11 protein-coding genes are annotated in these 16,479 nt (G+C 42.6%); 7 read left to right on the plus strand and 4 right to left on the minus strand.

The window, feature by feature from the left end:
* Positions 1 to 36 precede the first annotated feature (36 nt).
* The 5 genes from EWE74_RS07805 to EWE74_RS07825 are packed head-to-tail and all read left to right on the plus strand — an operon-like array spanning position 37 to position 9,483.
* Complete coding sequence (locus EWE74_RS07805; protein WP_130140906.1) at positions 37 to 3,459, plus strand: SusC/RagA family TonB-linked outer membrane protein; 3,423 nt, start codon at positions 37 to 39, stop codon at positions 3,457 to 3,459.
* A 19-nt stretch (positions 3,460 to 3,478) separates the two neighbouring features.
* On the plus strand, positions 3,479 to 5,419 hold the full coding sequence (locus EWE74_RS07810) for a RagB/SusD family nutrient uptake outer membrane protein (protein WP_239018583.1): 1,941 nt from the start codon (positions 3,479 to 3,481) through the stop codon (positions 5,417 to 5,419).
* Between the two features lie 31 nt (positions 5,420 to 5,450).
* Entirely contained in the window at positions 5,451 to 6,650 is a 1,200-nt protein-coding gene (locus EWE74_RS07815; protein WP_130140907.1) for a DUF5000 domain-containing lipoprotein, read from the plus strand.
* A 38-nt stretch (positions 6,651 to 6,688) separates the two neighbouring features.
* Complete coding sequence (locus EWE74_RS07820; protein ID WP_130140908.1) at positions 6,689 to 7,369, plus strand: DUF4998 domain-containing protein; 681 nt, start codon at positions 6,689 to 6,691, stop codon at positions 7,367 to 7,369.
* 17 nt (positions 7,370 to 7,386) lie between these two features.
* Positions 7,387 to 9,483: a glycosyl hydrolase 115 family protein gene (locus tag EWE74_RS07825; RefSeq protein ID WP_130140909.1), complete on the plus strand. Its 2,097-nt coding sequence runs from the start codon at positions 7,387 to 7,389 to the stop codon at positions 9,481 to 9,483.
* Here the strand turns inward: EWE74_RS07825 and EWE74_RS07830 are convergent.
* Positions 9,466 to 10,260: a sialate O-acetylesterase gene (locus tag EWE74_RS07830; protein ID WP_130140910.1), complete on the minus strand. Its 795-nt coding sequence runs from the start codon at positions 10,258 to 10,260 to the stop codon at positions 9,466 to 9,468. The genes EWE74_RS07825 and EWE74_RS07830 overlap by 18 nt on opposite strands.
* Before the next feature lie 184 nt (positions 10,261 to 10,444).
* On the opposite strand from EWE74_RS07830, the gene EWE74_RS07835 reads away from it, so the two are divergent.
* Complete coding sequence (locus EWE74_RS07835; RefSeq protein WP_130140911.1) at positions 10,445 to 11,785, plus strand: cytochrome ubiquinol oxidase subunit I; 1,341 nt, start codon at positions 10,445 to 10,447, stop codon at positions 11,783 to 11,785.
* Between the two features lie 3 nt (positions 11,786 to 11,788).
* Entirely contained in the window at positions 11,789 to 12,808 is a 1,020-nt protein-coding gene (locus tag EWE74_RS07840) for a cytochrome d ubiquinol oxidase subunit II (protein ID WP_130140912.1), read from the plus strand.
* Between the two features lie 32 nt (positions 12,809 to 12,840).
* On the opposite strand, the gene mgrA is transcribed toward EWE74_RS07840, so the two are convergent.
* The 3 genes from mgrA to EWE74_RS07855 form a co-directional block, all read right to left on the minus strand.
* Positions 12,841 to 13,872 carry an L-glyceraldehyde 3-phosphate reductase gene (gene mgrA, locus EWE74_RS07845; protein ID WP_130140913.1) on the minus strand — a complete coding sequence of 344 codons (1,032 nt, stop codon included), beginning with the start codon at positions 13,870 to 13,872 and terminating at the stop codon, positions 12,841 to 12,843.
* A 77-nt stretch (positions 13,873 to 13,949) separates the two neighbouring features.
* The gene (locus EWE74_RS07850; RefSeq protein WP_130140914.1) at positions 13,950 to 15,452 is read right to left on the minus strand and encodes an acyl-CoA dehydrogenase family protein; all 1,503 of its coding nucleotides are present in this window, start codon (positions 15,450 to 15,452) and stop codon (positions 13,950 to 13,952) included.
* A gap of 146 nt (positions 15,453 to 15,598) precedes the next feature.
* Entirely contained in the window at positions 15,599 to 16,468 is an 870-nt protein-coding gene (locus EWE74_RS07855; protein ID WP_130140915.1) for a helix-turn-helix domain-containing protein, read from the minus strand.
* Between the last annotated feature and the right edge of the window lie 11 nt (positions 16,469 to 16,479).

Below are 16,479 nucleotides of genomic sequence, written 5' to 3' on the forward strand. Positions count from 1 at the left end.
ATTTGGCGGGGTACTAAATGGGACAAAACGATAATCATGCGTATAAACCTTTCTACTATCCTTATTGTAGTCGCCTGTTTTCATTCCAATGCGAATATCTATGCACAGAAGATTTCTCTGCGTGAAAAGAACGTTTCACTTGAACGTGTGTTGGAATCAATCATGAGACAAAGTGATTATGTCTTTGTATATAACAGTGATCGCGTAGAAAAACTCAAGGTTACGGTCAATGTGGAAAACTCCAGTATTGAAAAAGCGTTAGAGGCCTGCTTTAGAAACTTACCTTTTACCTATAAAATTATAAAAAAAAATATACTCATAAAAGAAAAAGAACAACAGGCACCTAAGTCCAAATCACCTCCACAACAGCGAAAAATCGATGGTCTTGTTGTGGATGCCAACGGAGCACCTTTACCGGGTGTGTCTGTAATGGTGAAAAATATGAGCCGAGCAGGAACAACGACCGATCTGAATGGTAGGTTTATCATAGATGTCCCGGTTGATGCTGTTTTGGTATTTACCATCGTCGGCTTTGAGACACAGGAAATACCGATTGGAGCCTCCGAAACCATCAACGTCACGCTGGTTTCTGCTGTGAGTGGTATAGACGAAGTCGTTATCGTTGGATTTGGACAACAGAAACGTTCGGATATGATCGGATCGGTCGTTTCCATCAAACCGAGTGAATTAAAAATTCCATCAAGTAATCTGACGACGGCCCTTGCCGGGCGTGCCTCTGGTGTTATCGCCTTCCAACGAAGTGGTGAGCCTGGTCAAGACAACGCCGACTTCTTTATCCGTGGAGTAACGACTTTTGCAGATAGTCGTCCCGATCCATTGATCTTGATTGATGGCGTCGAGTTAACAGTTACCGATCTAGCGAGGTTACAACCGGATGATATTGGGAGCTTTTCGATCATGAAAGATGCTACAGCTACCGCGGTATATGGTGCACGGGGGGCAAATGGGGTCATTCTCGTCACGACTAAAGAGGGTGTGGCAGGTGTTGCTAAAGTATCGCTTCGAATGGAAAACTCCATATCTACACCTACGACCAATGTTGAACTCGCTGATCCCATAACGTATATGCGATTGCATAATGAAGCGGTATTGACGCGTGATCCACTTGGCCGACTACCGTATACAAACGAAAAAATAGATCAAACAATCGCTGGTGCAAATCCTATTTTTTATCCGGCTACCGATTGGCGATCTACGCTATTGAAAGATTACACGATGAACCAACGCGTTAACCTTAGCGTGAATGGAGGTGGGCAGGTTGCTCGATATTTTGTCACCGCATCACTGAATCGCGACAATGGCATACTGCAAGTGGATCGGCGAAATAATTTCAACAGCAATATTGACATGAAGAATTATAATTTGCGGGCAAATGTTAATATCGATCTAACCAAAACGACCGAGCTAACCGTCCGATTAAATGGTAATTTCGATGATTATACAGGTCCGGTTGAAGGCGGTGCGGCCACCTATCAACGTATTATGCGGGCAAACCCTGTATATTTTCCTGCATATTATCCTGCTGATGAGCAACATCAGTATGTACAGCATATCATGTTTGGCAACTACGACGAAGGCAATTATCTCAACCCTTATGCCGATATGGTGAAAGGTTATCGCGACCAATCACGCGCATTAATGCTAGCACAGGTGGATTTCAAACAAGATTTGCCATTCGTAACAGAGGGTCTCTCTTTTAGAACGATGGTCAACACCAACCGTACTTCTAGATACTCCGTAAGCCGTCAATACGATCCGTTTTATTACCGAGTGGGATTTTATGACCGACGCACCCAGGAATACGCCCTCCAATCTATTGACGAAGATGCTGGAACAGAATATCTGAACTATAATCCTGGGGCAAAAGAAATTAATTCTATTTTCTACCTCGAATCCGCTTTGAACTATAACCGAACATTTGCTGATAAACATACACTGAGTGGCATGATGATTTATATCATGCGGCAAAGTATGAACGCCAATGAAGAAGACTTACAACTATCGTTGCCGCACCGCAATACCGGTCTATCGGGAAGATTTACATATGCGTTTGACAATCGTTATTTTGCCGAATTCAATTTTGGATACAACGGTTCAGAACGATTCCATGAGAGTAAGCGTTTCGGTTTCTTTCCATCATTTGGATTAGCCTGGACTGTTTCGAACCAAAGCTTCTGGGAACCCATCAAACCCATTATAAGCAATTTAAGGTTACGCGGAACGTACGGATTAGTCGGAAGCGATAACATTGGCCGCGCCAATGACCGCTTTTTTTACCTATCAGATGTTAACATGAACAACTCAAACCGTGGGGCGAGATTTGGTCGGGACTATATCAATAGCCGCAACGGTATTTCTATTAACCGTTACGCAAATCCTGATATAAGTTGGGAGATAGACCATCAACGGAATTTTGCCGTAGAGTTAGGCCTATTCAATAAAGTTCAGTTACAGGCAGAATATTTTAATAGGCATCGTGAGAATATATTAATGACACGGCCAAACATCAGTCAACTCGGATTGGCGGCTCAGGTTCGCGCAAATGTAGGGGAAGCAAAATCAGAAGGGCTTGACATTTCGTTGGACTATCAGCATAGTTGGATGAACGGCATGTGGATGTCCGCAATGGGAAATTTTACATACGCCACCAGCGCATTCACTGTTTATGAAGAACCCGTATACTTCAATGAACCGTGGCGTTCCCGCGTTAATTATCCCTTATCCCAACAATGGGGTTATATTGCCGAACATTTATTTGTTGATGAATACGAGGTTGCCAACTCGCCGGTTCAGCATTTTGGAGAATACGGGGAGGGTGACATCAAATATCGGGATATCAATCGTGACGGACAGATTACCGAGGCTGATCGGGTACCGATCGGTTATCCCACAACACCTGAAATAACGTATGGATTTGGGTTTTCGGGCGGATACAAAGGTTTTGATATCTCTGCGTTTTTCCAGGGTCTGGGCCGTGAATCATTTTGGATAGACCCGTATGCTACTGCACCATTTATCCAGTATCGCTATAGTAGTGGAGAACTTTCTGGGGTGCAGTTGCAGAACCAATTACTACAAGCGTATGCGGATGATTACTGGTCAGAAGATAATCGTAATCAGTATGCTTTGTGGCCAAGGCTCAGCACATTGCCCGTTTCTTATACTGCAGGTGATACACCTAATTCCAATAATGGGCAGCGTAGCACTTGGTTTATGCGTAGCGGATCCTTTATACGTCTCAAATCGGCGGAAATCGGTTATAGCTTACCACAGAAAATTTCTAGTAAGTTACACATCAAACAAATGCGGGTTTATTTAAGTGGCACAAACCTTCTTACTTGGAGCGATTTTAAACTTTGGGATGTAGAAATGGCTGGCAATGGCCTGGGGTACCCAGTTCAACGGGTATACAATATTGGTCTCCACATGAATTTTTAAAAAAATAAAAATATATCTAATGAAGACAAATAAAAAGTTTGCGATTATGATGTCTATGAAGGCATTCTTCATAGCAATAATAATCTCTGTTAGCTCTTGCAATAGTTATCTGGATATCGTTCCGGATAATGTAGCTGTTTTAGAACACGCTTTTAATATGCGAAGTACGGCAGAGCGGTATCTGTTCACTTGCTATTCTTGGATGCCTGCTCATGCCAGTCTGACTTCTAACCCTGCATTTATGGGGAGCGATGAGTTTTGGATTCGGGAACAGTTTGTTGATTTCAACGCTCCGGCTTCCAATATCGTAAGAGGCAATCAGAATATCGTCAATCCCTTTAACAATTCTTGGGATGGTGGAAATGGCGGCACCAATTTATTCATGGGCATCCGCGATTGCAATATCTTCTTGGAAAATATTGGTCGAGTTCCTGATCTAGGAGAAGATGAAAGAAATAGATGGGTTGCTGAAGTGAAGTTTTTGAAAGCTTATTACCACTTCTGGCTGGTACGGATGTATGGTCCTATTCCGCTGATGCGTGAAAATATTCCTGTTTCAGCGACTGTAGACGAGGTGCAAATTCCGCGTGATCCGGTAGACGAATGTTTTGATTATATCATCGGGCTTATCGATGAGGGAATGGAATCATTGCCCGCATTGCTCGACAGTGAAATAACAGAACTGGGACGAATTACGCAACCCATCGCCAAGAGTATTAAAGCCTATATTTTAGTTACGGCTGCGAGTCCCCTTTTTAATGGTAACAGTTCTTATCAAGGGTACACAAATCATGACGGCACACCATTATTCAATACGACATATGATGTAGATAAATGGAACAACGCTGTCCTAGCGTGCAAAGAAGCCATCGAGCAATGTCACGCAGCTGGACGGGAATTGTATCGCTTTAATCCGGGAATCGTGGTATTTCCGCTTTCACCAGAAATCAAAACACAGATGGATTTACGCAATGCAGTTGTTGAGCGCTGGAATCCCGAAATTATTTGGGGTGACCCCAATAGTATGGCTGGCGGAGGAACCAGTGGTATACAGAGTCAGGCGATGGTACGGGGTTTAACCGCCACAACGGTAGAAGTGGTTTCTACCCGAGGCAACCTTGCTCCGCCTTTACACATCGTCGAGATGTTTTACAGCCAAAACGGCGTCCCCATTACGGAAGATAAAACCTGGACATATAGCGACCGTTTCCAATTGGAAACGGCTACAGCTATCGACAAATATCATATCAAAGAAGGATATACAACAGCCAAGATAAATTACCGGCGGGAACATCGCTATTACGCCTATTTAGGTTTCGATGGTGGCATTTGGTATGGCCATGGGTTATTTGACGACAACAATACCAATTACTTGCAAGCGAAAGTGGGACAGTTTGCCTCCATGGTTTCCTCGAATTCGTACTCCAATACCGGCTACTGGACAAAAAAATTAGTGCATTATCAAAACATCATTGAAGCTCCGAATCGTTATACAGTCGAAGCTTATCCATGGCCCGTGATGCGGCTGGCAGACCTATATCTTTTGTATGCAGAGGCACTGAATGAAGCTCAGGGCCCGTCGTCGGATGCGCTCAATTGGATAAATTTAGTTAGAGAGCGGGCTGGCTTGGAAACCGTAGAGGACTCGTGGTCACAATATTCTACACAGCCTTCTAAATATACTAGTCAAGAAGGGCTGCGCGACATCATCCGTAGAGAACGTATGATTGAGTTGGCTTTTGAAGGAAAGCGCTTTTGGGATATACGTCGGTGGAAGATAGGGGAAACGGTTTTAAACAGAACTATATCGGGATGGGACATCGCGCAAAAAGAGGCTGAAAATTATTATCGGCAACGGGCATTGTATCAAACCACATTCCGCTTCCGCGATTATTTTTGGCCGCTTCAGGAGCAAACACTACTGGTTAACCGTGCTTTAGTTCAGAGCCCAGGTTGGTAAAGGAGATTAGAAAACTTAAAACAATTGTTTTATGAAAAACAAAAAAATATCACGTATACTTCTACCGCTAGTTGCTATCAGTATTATTCTAGTAGCAGCTTGCGATTCAAAACTTAGCCCTATAGAAAAGGATTGGCCTACACCGGGTCCTGTAGGCAATGTCAAGGTGGAAAATTTTCAAGGGGGGGCTACGCTTACCTATGACTTACCACCAGGCAAGGAACTTTGGTACGTCAAAGCGGAATATGAAATTCGTCCCGGTGTAAAAAGAGAAAAAAAAGCAACTTATTATACCAATCAGATCGTGTTGGACGGTTTTGGAAAAACAGGGGTTTATGACGTTAAGCTGTATGCTGTCGGTCGGGACGAGAAAGAATCAGCGCCGGTTGTTGTACAGGTTCACCCATACACACCTCCCATTGAAAGTGTGTATGAGACGTTAGTCATGAACGAGGATTTCGGCGGCTTGAACGTTTTGATGAAAAACGATACAGAGGCAGACATCGTCATGTATGTTGTGACGCTTGAGCCGAATGGAATATGGGAACCGGTGGAGACGTATTATACTAGACAGCGCGAAGGTATGTTTACTGCACGTGGATTTAAACCTGAAAAAAGGCGGTTTGGTGTATATCTCAGGGATCGTTGGGAAAATTATTCAGATACATTAGTGCGTGATTTAACGCCATATTTTGAAATGGAATTGGACAAGAGTCGTTTCAAAGAAGTACGTTTACCTACAGATACTTGGCAAAAACGTTATGCCGGCAGTGCGGGAGTTTCGGCGATATGGAATGGAAATCGGGCAACCAGTGGGCAGAACCATAATTTCCAGTCTATCTTACCCAGCCCGATACCACAATGGTTTACATTCGACCTGGGTGTAACGGCTAAATTAAGCCGGATGCAATATTGGATGAAAGCTGGGCTATTTGCGCAAGGAAATGCCAAAGTAATAGAAATTTGGGGAAGTACAGATCCTGCTGCAGATGGTAGTTGGGAGAGCTGGACATTGATGGCAACATTCACTTCATTCAAGCCTTCAGGGTTACCATTGGGATCTACAACGGAAGAAGATATAGCACATGCCACGGCGGGTGATAACTTTGTTTTTCCGTCAGATGCTCCACCGGTACGCTATATTCGCTTCAAGACACTGGAAGTATGGGATCCAGCCACACAGAATGTGTGGGTAAATGAAATTTCGATGTTTGGGTCTGTGGAAGAATAGCTCCCACCCAAACGCTGTTAACACATGAATTTAGACAAATGAAAACAAGAATTCTTTTATTTTTAATATCTTTTGGCATCCTTTGCGCAACGAGTTGTAGCCGTATGGATGCTACTTATGCCGACTTTATTAAGGATGGCAAGATTATTTATCCTGGAAAGGCAGATTCTGTAAGCGTATTTCCAGGGAAAAACCGGCTATTGTTGTCGTGGTTATTGTTCGATCCGAATGTGACTCGTGTTAAAATTTATTGGGATAACCGAACCGATTCGATGGAACTCACGGTTGCCCATTCGTCGGGTATCGATAGTATGAAAACTTTGCTTTCTGATATGGAGGAACGTGACTATCTCTTTGAATATTTTACGTATGACGCGGACGGAAATCAATCGGTAAGAGTGGAAGCACAGGGTCGCGCGTACGGCGATTTGTACACGAATTCTCTCTTGAACAGGCCTATACAGCGTGTGGAAATTGTTAACGACACAACGCGGGTGTATTGGGGAGAATCAAGTGACACCGGATTGATCGGAACTTCGTTGGAGTATGCAGATACACAAAATCAGATTCGAACGGTGTTTGCAGATGCGGAAACAACCACAACCTCATTACCAGAACGCAAACCAGATACCGATTTACGCTACCGTACTGTATTTTTGCCCCATCCCATGGCGATTGATACCTTTTACACGGCCTACGAAACCATTCCTTTGAATTAGTGTTTAAAGTTAACGTGATGAGAAAATTTTTTCATATATACTTGTTAATTGTTGTCATGGGACAACAGTTGCCATCAGCGTTCAGTTTATCATTGGAAACGCGCTACAGCGCTAGGAAATCGATGGAAGACAGCATGATAATTAAGGGGGGCATTCCGGTGTTTGTCCATCCGGATGAACCCCAGGCTGTGAGACGGGCTGTTAAGGATTTGTTACGGGATCTCAATAACGTTTTAGGAGAGACCTCGGTATTGACCGATACATTGACAAGTTCGGCAATAGTTGTCGCCACAGGTGATCGGTACTCCGGCTCGAAACCTGATGTTCGTGGTTGGGAAGCTCATCAAGTTTATCAAGATGGTAACCGCATTATAATAAACGGTGCCGATATGCGCGGAACCATATACGCTATATATACGTTCAGCGAATCAGTTTTAGGCGTGAAACCGCTATGGCGCTGGACATCAGAAAAGCCGGTTCGTCAGGAACAGCTGATTGTCCCACATGAATTTCATATCAACGTTTCTTCGCCCTCGGTGAAATATCGAGCATGGTTCCCAAATGATAGGGATCTTATAAATCCGTGGCAAAAGCTTTCCTACGAGAATTTCGAAGCTATGTACGAAACGATGCTTCGCCTAAAATTGAACACACTGGAAGGTGAAATCGCTGATGAAAGAAGTTATATCCCCCCTTATCCACTGGGTCGAGAAGCAACTTTAGCACAACAACGCGGACTCATCATTACCGGTCACCATATGTTAATTTTCGGATCTAATTACAGATATTGGAATGCCTACTGGAAACAAATCAAGAAACAACAGCCGCCCGCATTGAAAATTGAACATATTGATGCGCTAACGCAGTGGTGGCATTATCATGCAACACTTGCTACACGCAATGAGGCCAATATTATATGGTTAGTCGGTTTCCGCGGAAATCGTGATATCCCTTTCTGGGAATTCTTCCCGGATGCGCCAGCCAGTCCGCAAGACCGTGCCGATGTAATCGATGCCATGGTCAAGCGACAGGTGGAGATCGTGAAGGAAGTAACGGGCGAACAACATCCTCTTATGCGACTGACGCTTTATAACGAAATGTCGACACTGGTTGCCAATGGACATTTCAATTTGCCGGATGAACCCTCCCTAATTCGGAATTTCGTCGCCGCCCGACGCGACCATTTTCCTGCTGCGGACATTAGGGGTTATTCTTTTTCGGGCGAACCGACAGGCTACTACTTAAATTTTCAATTCACGTCTTCCGGATCTCACTTGGCGCAGGCGGAAGGTCCACGAAAAATGGAACAAAACTTCAGAATGGTGGATAGCTTAAGCGGCGGTAACCTAGTTTTCTCGGTCGTCAATGCTGGTAATATCAGAGAGCATGTATTGGAGCTATCGGCAAATGCAGAAATGATGTGGGACATGGATTCGTTTGATTGCCCTTCTTTTTATACAACTTTTTGCAAGACCTATTTTGGAGAAGAACATGCTTCTCAGATCGCTTTACTGTACGACGCTTTTTTTCGCTCCTACTGGCAACAAAAGGAAAGCGACATTCCGGGCTTCGAACGGCAATATCTTTTTCAAGATATGCGGTATGCTCGTGCAGCAGAAACGTTAATAGGTGATATGGAAAAGGGTAAACATCGAAATAATCCTTTTGACAACCATGCATTGGACAATCCTGACAAAGGTAGCGCGGGCTATTTCCGTATCGTTTCTTCGCCAGAAAAAAATATCCAATTAAACGCCGTGCTTCATGGCACTGCATCTAGTATAGCTAAATTAGAGAAGATTACTGCTGAGGCTGACCATATTTATGAAAAAATAGAGGAAGGCAAGCAGTTTTTTGATGATAATCTACGTGGACAAGCTCACTTTATGTTACAGCTCAACCGTATGCTATATAACTTAACCAAAGCCTACCAAGCATCAACTGAAAAAAACGATAGGCGTGCGTTTATTCAGGCTAGTCTAGAAGACATAACCAGCGCGCAGGCTTGGCTGCACCGTGCAGACCATGGTGTCTTTGATCAATGGTACACAAACGACACCAAGTTTGGTTTAGATAAAATTAAGCAAAGGTTAGCATCACTTAGTCTGCGCTAGCAAGCTACACATAGCTTCAGCATACCGTTGTCCGAGTAACCTTGCCGACCACGTATTAAAGTGCGTTCCATCCCCCACGTCTTTTAACCCTTCAGCGCTTACCACAGCTGAATTAGGTATAAAATGAGGGGCATGGTTAAGCACGTCATTAATCGGCAGCCTTGGTTTAAAATGACCAATTTCACCTACGACAAAAGGGAAATCACCAGAAAGATCGTTCCGAAAATTCTGGACGAGGCTGGCTAACTTGTCTTGGTATTGTGCTGCTCGAACATCCGCATTATCTGCTTCTCCTTGATGCCATAAAATTCCTTTCAATACGCCGCTTTTCATTGCAATCTTCGCACGTTTGATGGCATCATCATAAGGAAATGCTTTCGTTACGGGATCCTGCTGGCTGGCAAACCACCGATCGATGGACGTTCCGCCTACGGCGCAAGGAATCAATCCGATACGAACAGTAGAATCCGTTTCTTTAGATAACATGGTATGTGCGAAGCTAATCCCTGGTCCGACCCCGGCAAAAGATTTGTCGAAATGTATAGGATCCTTTGCATATACCCATGCTCCATTGTTATCCAGCGTCAAAATAGCAGAATCAATTATTTTACTAGCCAAATCCACTTTCCCTCTTCCTGCCATGTTTGATTGTCCAACCAATAAATAAAGGTGGAAATTGGTGTCTATAGTCGGTGGTAATGAAGACACGTCTAGCTTAGAAGGCCTTCCTGCTAATAATAATGCAAAAAGTAATACAATTCCTATTAATCTCATCATTTGTTCGTCTTTATGAAACTACTATTATAAAGACGTTCTAAAAGCATAAAAGGAGTAATACAAATGGTGAAAAATAAAAAATATTTAAGGCGAGAAGGCTTTTGTCGTTTAAGACGACAGGAAAAAGATAATGTGTTACATTTTACTTGGAAAGTAGCGGTTTAAATAGCTAAATTAGACGAGTATGGACGATTTTATTGCGGCTCGATCACAAATGGCACTTTCTTTGGGCTTTCACATCATTTTTGCTTGTGTAGGTATGGTCATGCCCATATTCATGGCTATTAGTCATTACAAGTACTTAAAAACAGGAGATGAAGTATATAAAGGTTTAACAAAAGCATGGAGCAAAGGTGTAGCGATTTTATTTGCAACAGGGGCTGTTTCGGGTACTATGCTTTCCTTCGAGTTAGGATTACTTTGGCCCGGGTTCATGAAACATGCCGGTCCAATTTTCGGGATGCCTTTTTCATTAGAAGGAACAGCCTTTTTTATAGAAGCTATTGCTTTAGGTTTTTTCTTATACGGCTGGGACAGATTTAACAAGTGGTTTCATTGGGCGACAGGCGTATTGGTAGGTATTAGCGGACTTGCATCGGGCATCTTAGTAGTCGCAGCAAACGCGTGGATGAACAGTCCTTCCGGATTCGATTACCATGATGGCGTTTACTCGAATATTGATCCGATCAAAGCCATGCTTAATGATGCTTGGTTTTCGCAGGCTTTACATATGGTTTTGGCCGCTTTTGTCGCTACAGGGTTCGCTGTTGCTGGTGTTCACGCCTTAATGATCTTAAAAAATAAAAACATCGAATTCCACCGTAGAGCTTTTTTTATTGCAGCGACCTGCGCTTGTATAGCCGCCTTATTACAGCCTATCAGTGGCGATATTTCAGCGAAGGATGTGGCCAAGCGCCAACCTATTAAGTTGGCCGCGATGGAAGCACATTTTCATACGGAACCGTACTCGCCTTTCATTATAGGCGGCATCGTAGATGAAGAGAATCAAAAAGTAGACTATGCGATTAAACTACCCGGAGTCCTGAGTTTTTTAGTGCATGGTGATTTTGAAACGCCAGTGAAGGGCCTAAATGAGTTTCCAAAAGAAAACCTCCCTCCTGTCGCCATTACGCATTACGCCTTCCAGATCATGATAAGTTTAGGCATGTTACTTTGTTTGATTTCGCTTATCTATATCGTCGCGATATGGAAGAAAAGAAATTGGCTTTCTTCACCCTGGTTCCTGAAACTTTTTGTTTTTGCTATTCCCTTGGGATACATCGCCCTGGAAGCTGGATGGGTTGTTACGGAGGTTGGTAGACAACCATGGATCATCTATGAGATTATGCGCACAAAAGACGCTGTTACACCGATGCCCGGAATAGTGTATTCATTTTACATTTTCACAGCGGTATTTATATCGTTGTCCACCATTGTGATATTCTTACTCTATCGACAAATGAAAATGGTAGGCAAGCTCTATGATCCTACTGACCCTCATTTTAAAAACAATTTAAAACATTAGGCCATGTTGTACGTCGTAATTGCCTTTTTATGGGTATCACTCTATCTTTATTTGATTCTTGGCGGCGCTGATTTTGGGGTAGGCGTATTGGAAATATTTACGGGCAAAAAACATATCCAAACGGTCAAAAGAACGACTTATAGATCAATTGGGCCAATTTGGGAAGCAAACCACATGTGGTTGATTATTGCTATCGTCATTTTATTTGTTGGATTCCCCACCATATACAGCACCATATCGATCTATTTGCACATCCCGTTAGTGCTTATGCTATTGGGTGTTATTGCCAGAGGTACAGCTTTTACATTTCGACACTATGATGCTATTGATGATGATTGGCAAATCGTCTACAATAGAATTTTCCAAATCAGTAGCTTGATCACCCCTTTCTTTTTAGGCCTTATTGCTGCGAGCACCGTCTCCCGCTCCATCAACTTACATCATACCGATTTCCTAAGCGCATATGTTTATAGCTGGTGGAATCCATTTGGTATTAGTGTCGGTATATTTACCGTTGCAATCAGTGCATATTTAGCTTCAATTTATATTATCGGAGAAGCAGAAAGCAGCGAATTTATGCGCTATCTTACCCGCAGAGCCAAAATTTATTTTTTTGTTGTATTATTATCCGGTATTGCGGTTTTTATAACAGCTCATTTTGCGGACATTCCTTTATTCAACTGGATCTTTGGGCAAACTATAGGTCAAATTGCTGTGGTATTGGCTAGCCTATCGATCATTGTATTATTTTGGGGGTTCACAAAAGAAAAAAGTACGATTATGCGCGTATGTGTAGCCTTTCAGACTTTTATGATTCTCGTGGCCGCTACATATAACCATTTCCCCGACCTCATCCTCCTTGCCAATGAAGAATCTCTTTCTTTATTTGATCATCAAGGAAGTGAAAAAACAATAGAAGCACTAGCATGGGCATTATTGCTTGGTTCGGTGTTTATCCTCCCTTTTTTGTTTTATCTTTTATACTCGTTTCACCGTAAAACTACACCAAAAAATTCAACATAAATAGCTCCTATCCCATAGGGAAAACGGCAAACCTAATCTAGTTCTGCCGATCTTGCCCAGATATTCAGTCCGCCATCCGTTGCAAAATGATCTATTTCCGCAAGTTCAGCGTCGGTAAAATCAAGATTATTTATGGCGCCTACACAATCAATAACCTGCTCCGGTCTACTGGCTCCAATAAGGGCAGATGTAATCCGTCCTTTTTTGAGAACCCAGGCAATAGCCATTTGCGCTAACGTTTGACCACGGCTTTCAGCAATGGTATTCAACGACCTTATCTTTTCTAGATTTTCATTACTTAGAAAATTTGGATTTAACGACTTATGTTGAGTAGCACGGCTCCCTTCAGGTATATCGTTTAGGTATTTTGTCGTGAGCATTCCCTGGGCAAGTGGTGAAAAAACAATAGAACCTACTCCAAGTTCATCCAGGGTATCGATCAGTCCATCATCTTCAACCCAACGATTAAGCATGGAATAGCTTGGTTGATGGATAAGGCACGGCGTTCCCAGATCGTTAAGTATAGCAACGGCTTCTTTTGTACGCCTGCTGTTATAAGAAGAAAGCCCTACATACAATGCCTTACCGGATCGTACAATCTGGTCGAGGGCCTGCATGGTTTCTTCCAGTGGCGTATTGGGATCAAAGCGGTGGGAATAAAAAATATCGACGTAATCCAGTCCCATTCGTTTGAGGCTCTGATCACAGCTAGCTATCAGGTATTTTTTGCTTCCCCATTCGCCGTATGGCCCGGGCCACATATCATAACCAGCTTTTGTAGAAATATTAAGTTCGTCCCGCAAACCTGCAAAGTCCTCTTTTAGTATCCTTCCGAAAGCCTGTTCCGCTGTTCCGGGAGGCGGACCATAGTTATTGGCAAGATCAAAATGGGTAATTCCAAGGTCAAAAGCTGTCCGACAGATCTGTTGTTTGATGTTATGCGGTTTGTCATCACCGAAATTGTGCCATAAACCTAATGATACCGCTGGTAATTTCAGCCCACTATTTCCACATTTGTGGTATACCATCTGTTGGTATCTGTCTGGATTGGGTGTATAACGCATATTCTTCTGTTCAATTTTTTGTTAGTCTATTATATTACGCTAATATACTATAATAGACAGCAATGTGTATACAATCATTATGCTAAAAAATTAGCCCAATCTGAATTGGCCTCGTAATCCAATACAGGATCCGCATCATTTTTCGAATGCAGTTGTCCGTGGAACATGGCTAAGTCTTTAAGAATATACTGCCTTGTAATTTCCACTAACTGCGTATTAAATCCATCCAACGTTAAGACAAATTGGAAACTGATCACACGCGCGATCATACTACCAAGCGTTACCAAATCACGCTGTTTTACCGCGCTATCAATATTAAAATCTAAATACGTCTTAAAGAAATCCGCACTTAAATTCGTACGGCTATACGTGGTCAAAAAGCTTAACAGGTTATCTTCTTTTACTCTGCGCATCAATTTAAGTATACCGTCTGCGATCTGCGCATATAGCATCTCATTCGAGCCTTCAAAAATCTGAAACGGTCGGCTGTCAACAATAGCCCTACCTGCCAGATGATCTAGTCGGAATCCGTTCGCACCAGCTAGTTGTAAGCTAATCTGTGCGGTTTCCTGCATCAGGTCGGTTACGAAAGCTTTTAACGTATTTGCTTCAATACTTAGGGCTGCAAGATTATGTTCAATCCCACTTTGCCCTACACTGAATGCACACATACCGGAACAGATCGTATAGGCCGCTTGAATTCTGGCAAGTTGATATTTTACAGAATCGAGGTTTAATAACGGAACGCCGCCTACTATTCTTCCTTGACAGTGTTGGATCGATTCGTCTAAAAGTCTTTTAATAAATCCCATCCCCATGCCCGGGAACTGTAGCCTACTGCGGTGCAGCATATCTAACATCAATTTGATGCCGGTGCTTTCTGCTAGGAGCTTCTGTTCCTCAGGAACCACCACATCGATCTCATTGATACCATAAGGAATAGCGTACAACCCCAGGTTATTATAGCGATGTACCATCGGAATATGTTGTTCAGGTATACTATTATCCGTAACAAAGAAATCTATATCTCGCGCTAAATCACCATTTGGATTAAATTTGCGGGCCGTTACGAGCCAAAAGTCTGCTGCACCACTCAAGCCCTGCCAATGCTTTTGTCCTTTAATATGGTAACCATTTTCTACTTGCTGATAAGCCGTTTTCATATTCAACGCGTCACTTCCGTAGGCCTTTTCCGTGATCATCAGTCCACCCATAGCACTGTTTTCTATAAACTGCTTAAACACACGCTCCTGAACGGAATAATCTCCATATTTTGCCAAGGGTTCTAAGAACAACGCGATATTGATCCCAAACATCAAGGAAAGCGCTAGTGATTCATAAGACGCCGCTGAAAGAACGCTCAGACATTCTTTAACAGAAACACCCCTACCGCCATAGAGCGTTGGAATAGCAACTGCCAACGGCTTCTTTTTCATGATCTCCGAAAGAAAGTCAGCCGGAAGATCCCGATGAAGACTCATGGCATTATAATCAAATTCTGCACGAAACAAATGCTTTAAATGCCTTCTAAAATCGGTGATATACGTGCTAAAGTCTATTTGTTCTCTTACTGCGTTCATGTTAATCCTATTTTTCTTAAATGTCTGCCGCCAGCATTTATAAAAAGACCGCAGCAACTTCAGAAACAAAATTAAGCAGTTAAGAAAAAAAAGATCATGAGGACTTGGACATTATATAGGACAAATCGTGCATACAACACTTTTAATCATCTAACACTTTCCCTATAATCAGAAGGAGACATACCCACAATCTTTTTAAAAAGGCGCGTGAAATAGGAAGGATCGGCAAAATCCAGTTCATAAGCTATGGTCGCGACGCTTTTATTAGTCTCCAGTAACAAGAGTTGGCTATGAATAATCGTAACCTCCAATATAAGCTCTTTTGAGGATTTTTTAAATACAGAAGAAACACATCGATTGAGGTAATTGATCGATACGGCAAGTCGGTCTGCATAAAAATCGACCGTTTTATATTTGTTAAAATGTAGATGCACTAATTGTTTGAAAGCAATAGCAATCTCCTGCCGCCGTTCCAAGGACTTGTTCGCTTCAGAAAGTTTGATAATCTTTAAAATAACCGTCTTGAAGATACTTTCATACAGTTCTTTGTAAGGCGATTCATTATAGATTTCCGTATATAATAGGCCGAGCAGCGTGTCCAGTTCCGCGCTATCGGACGCCGTTAGATTAAGTAAAGGAGAAATCGTAAAGATATTTAAGATTTCCTGCTCTCTGAATAAGGACGTCATGGCTTGCTCTTTAATTAAGACACAATAGCCTTGCGCTGATTTATCAACCGAGTGGATAGCGGATATATGTCCGTAATTACAAATTAACACGGCCGGAGCCTGTACCATAAAAGTTGTCGATTCAATTTGCTGCGTGAAATACCCTTCTGTAATATAGATCAACAGATTATAGCCAAAAAAAATCGGCGGAATGGGTATTTTTAGGTACGGTGCAATGTCCTTTAATGAAAATATTTTAATGGGAGTTTGGATGTAGGTCAGATGATCTACACTACCGTTCATGAACTTAGAGACAAATTCGTCTGCACTTATTTGATTCTTTTCCATGCCCTTTCTGT

Source organism: Sphingobacterium corticibacterium, from assembly GCF_004208525.1.
Lineage (GTDB): Bacteria > Bacteroidota > Bacteroidia > Sphingobacteriales > Sphingobacteriaceae > Sphingobacterium > Sphingobacterium corticibacterium.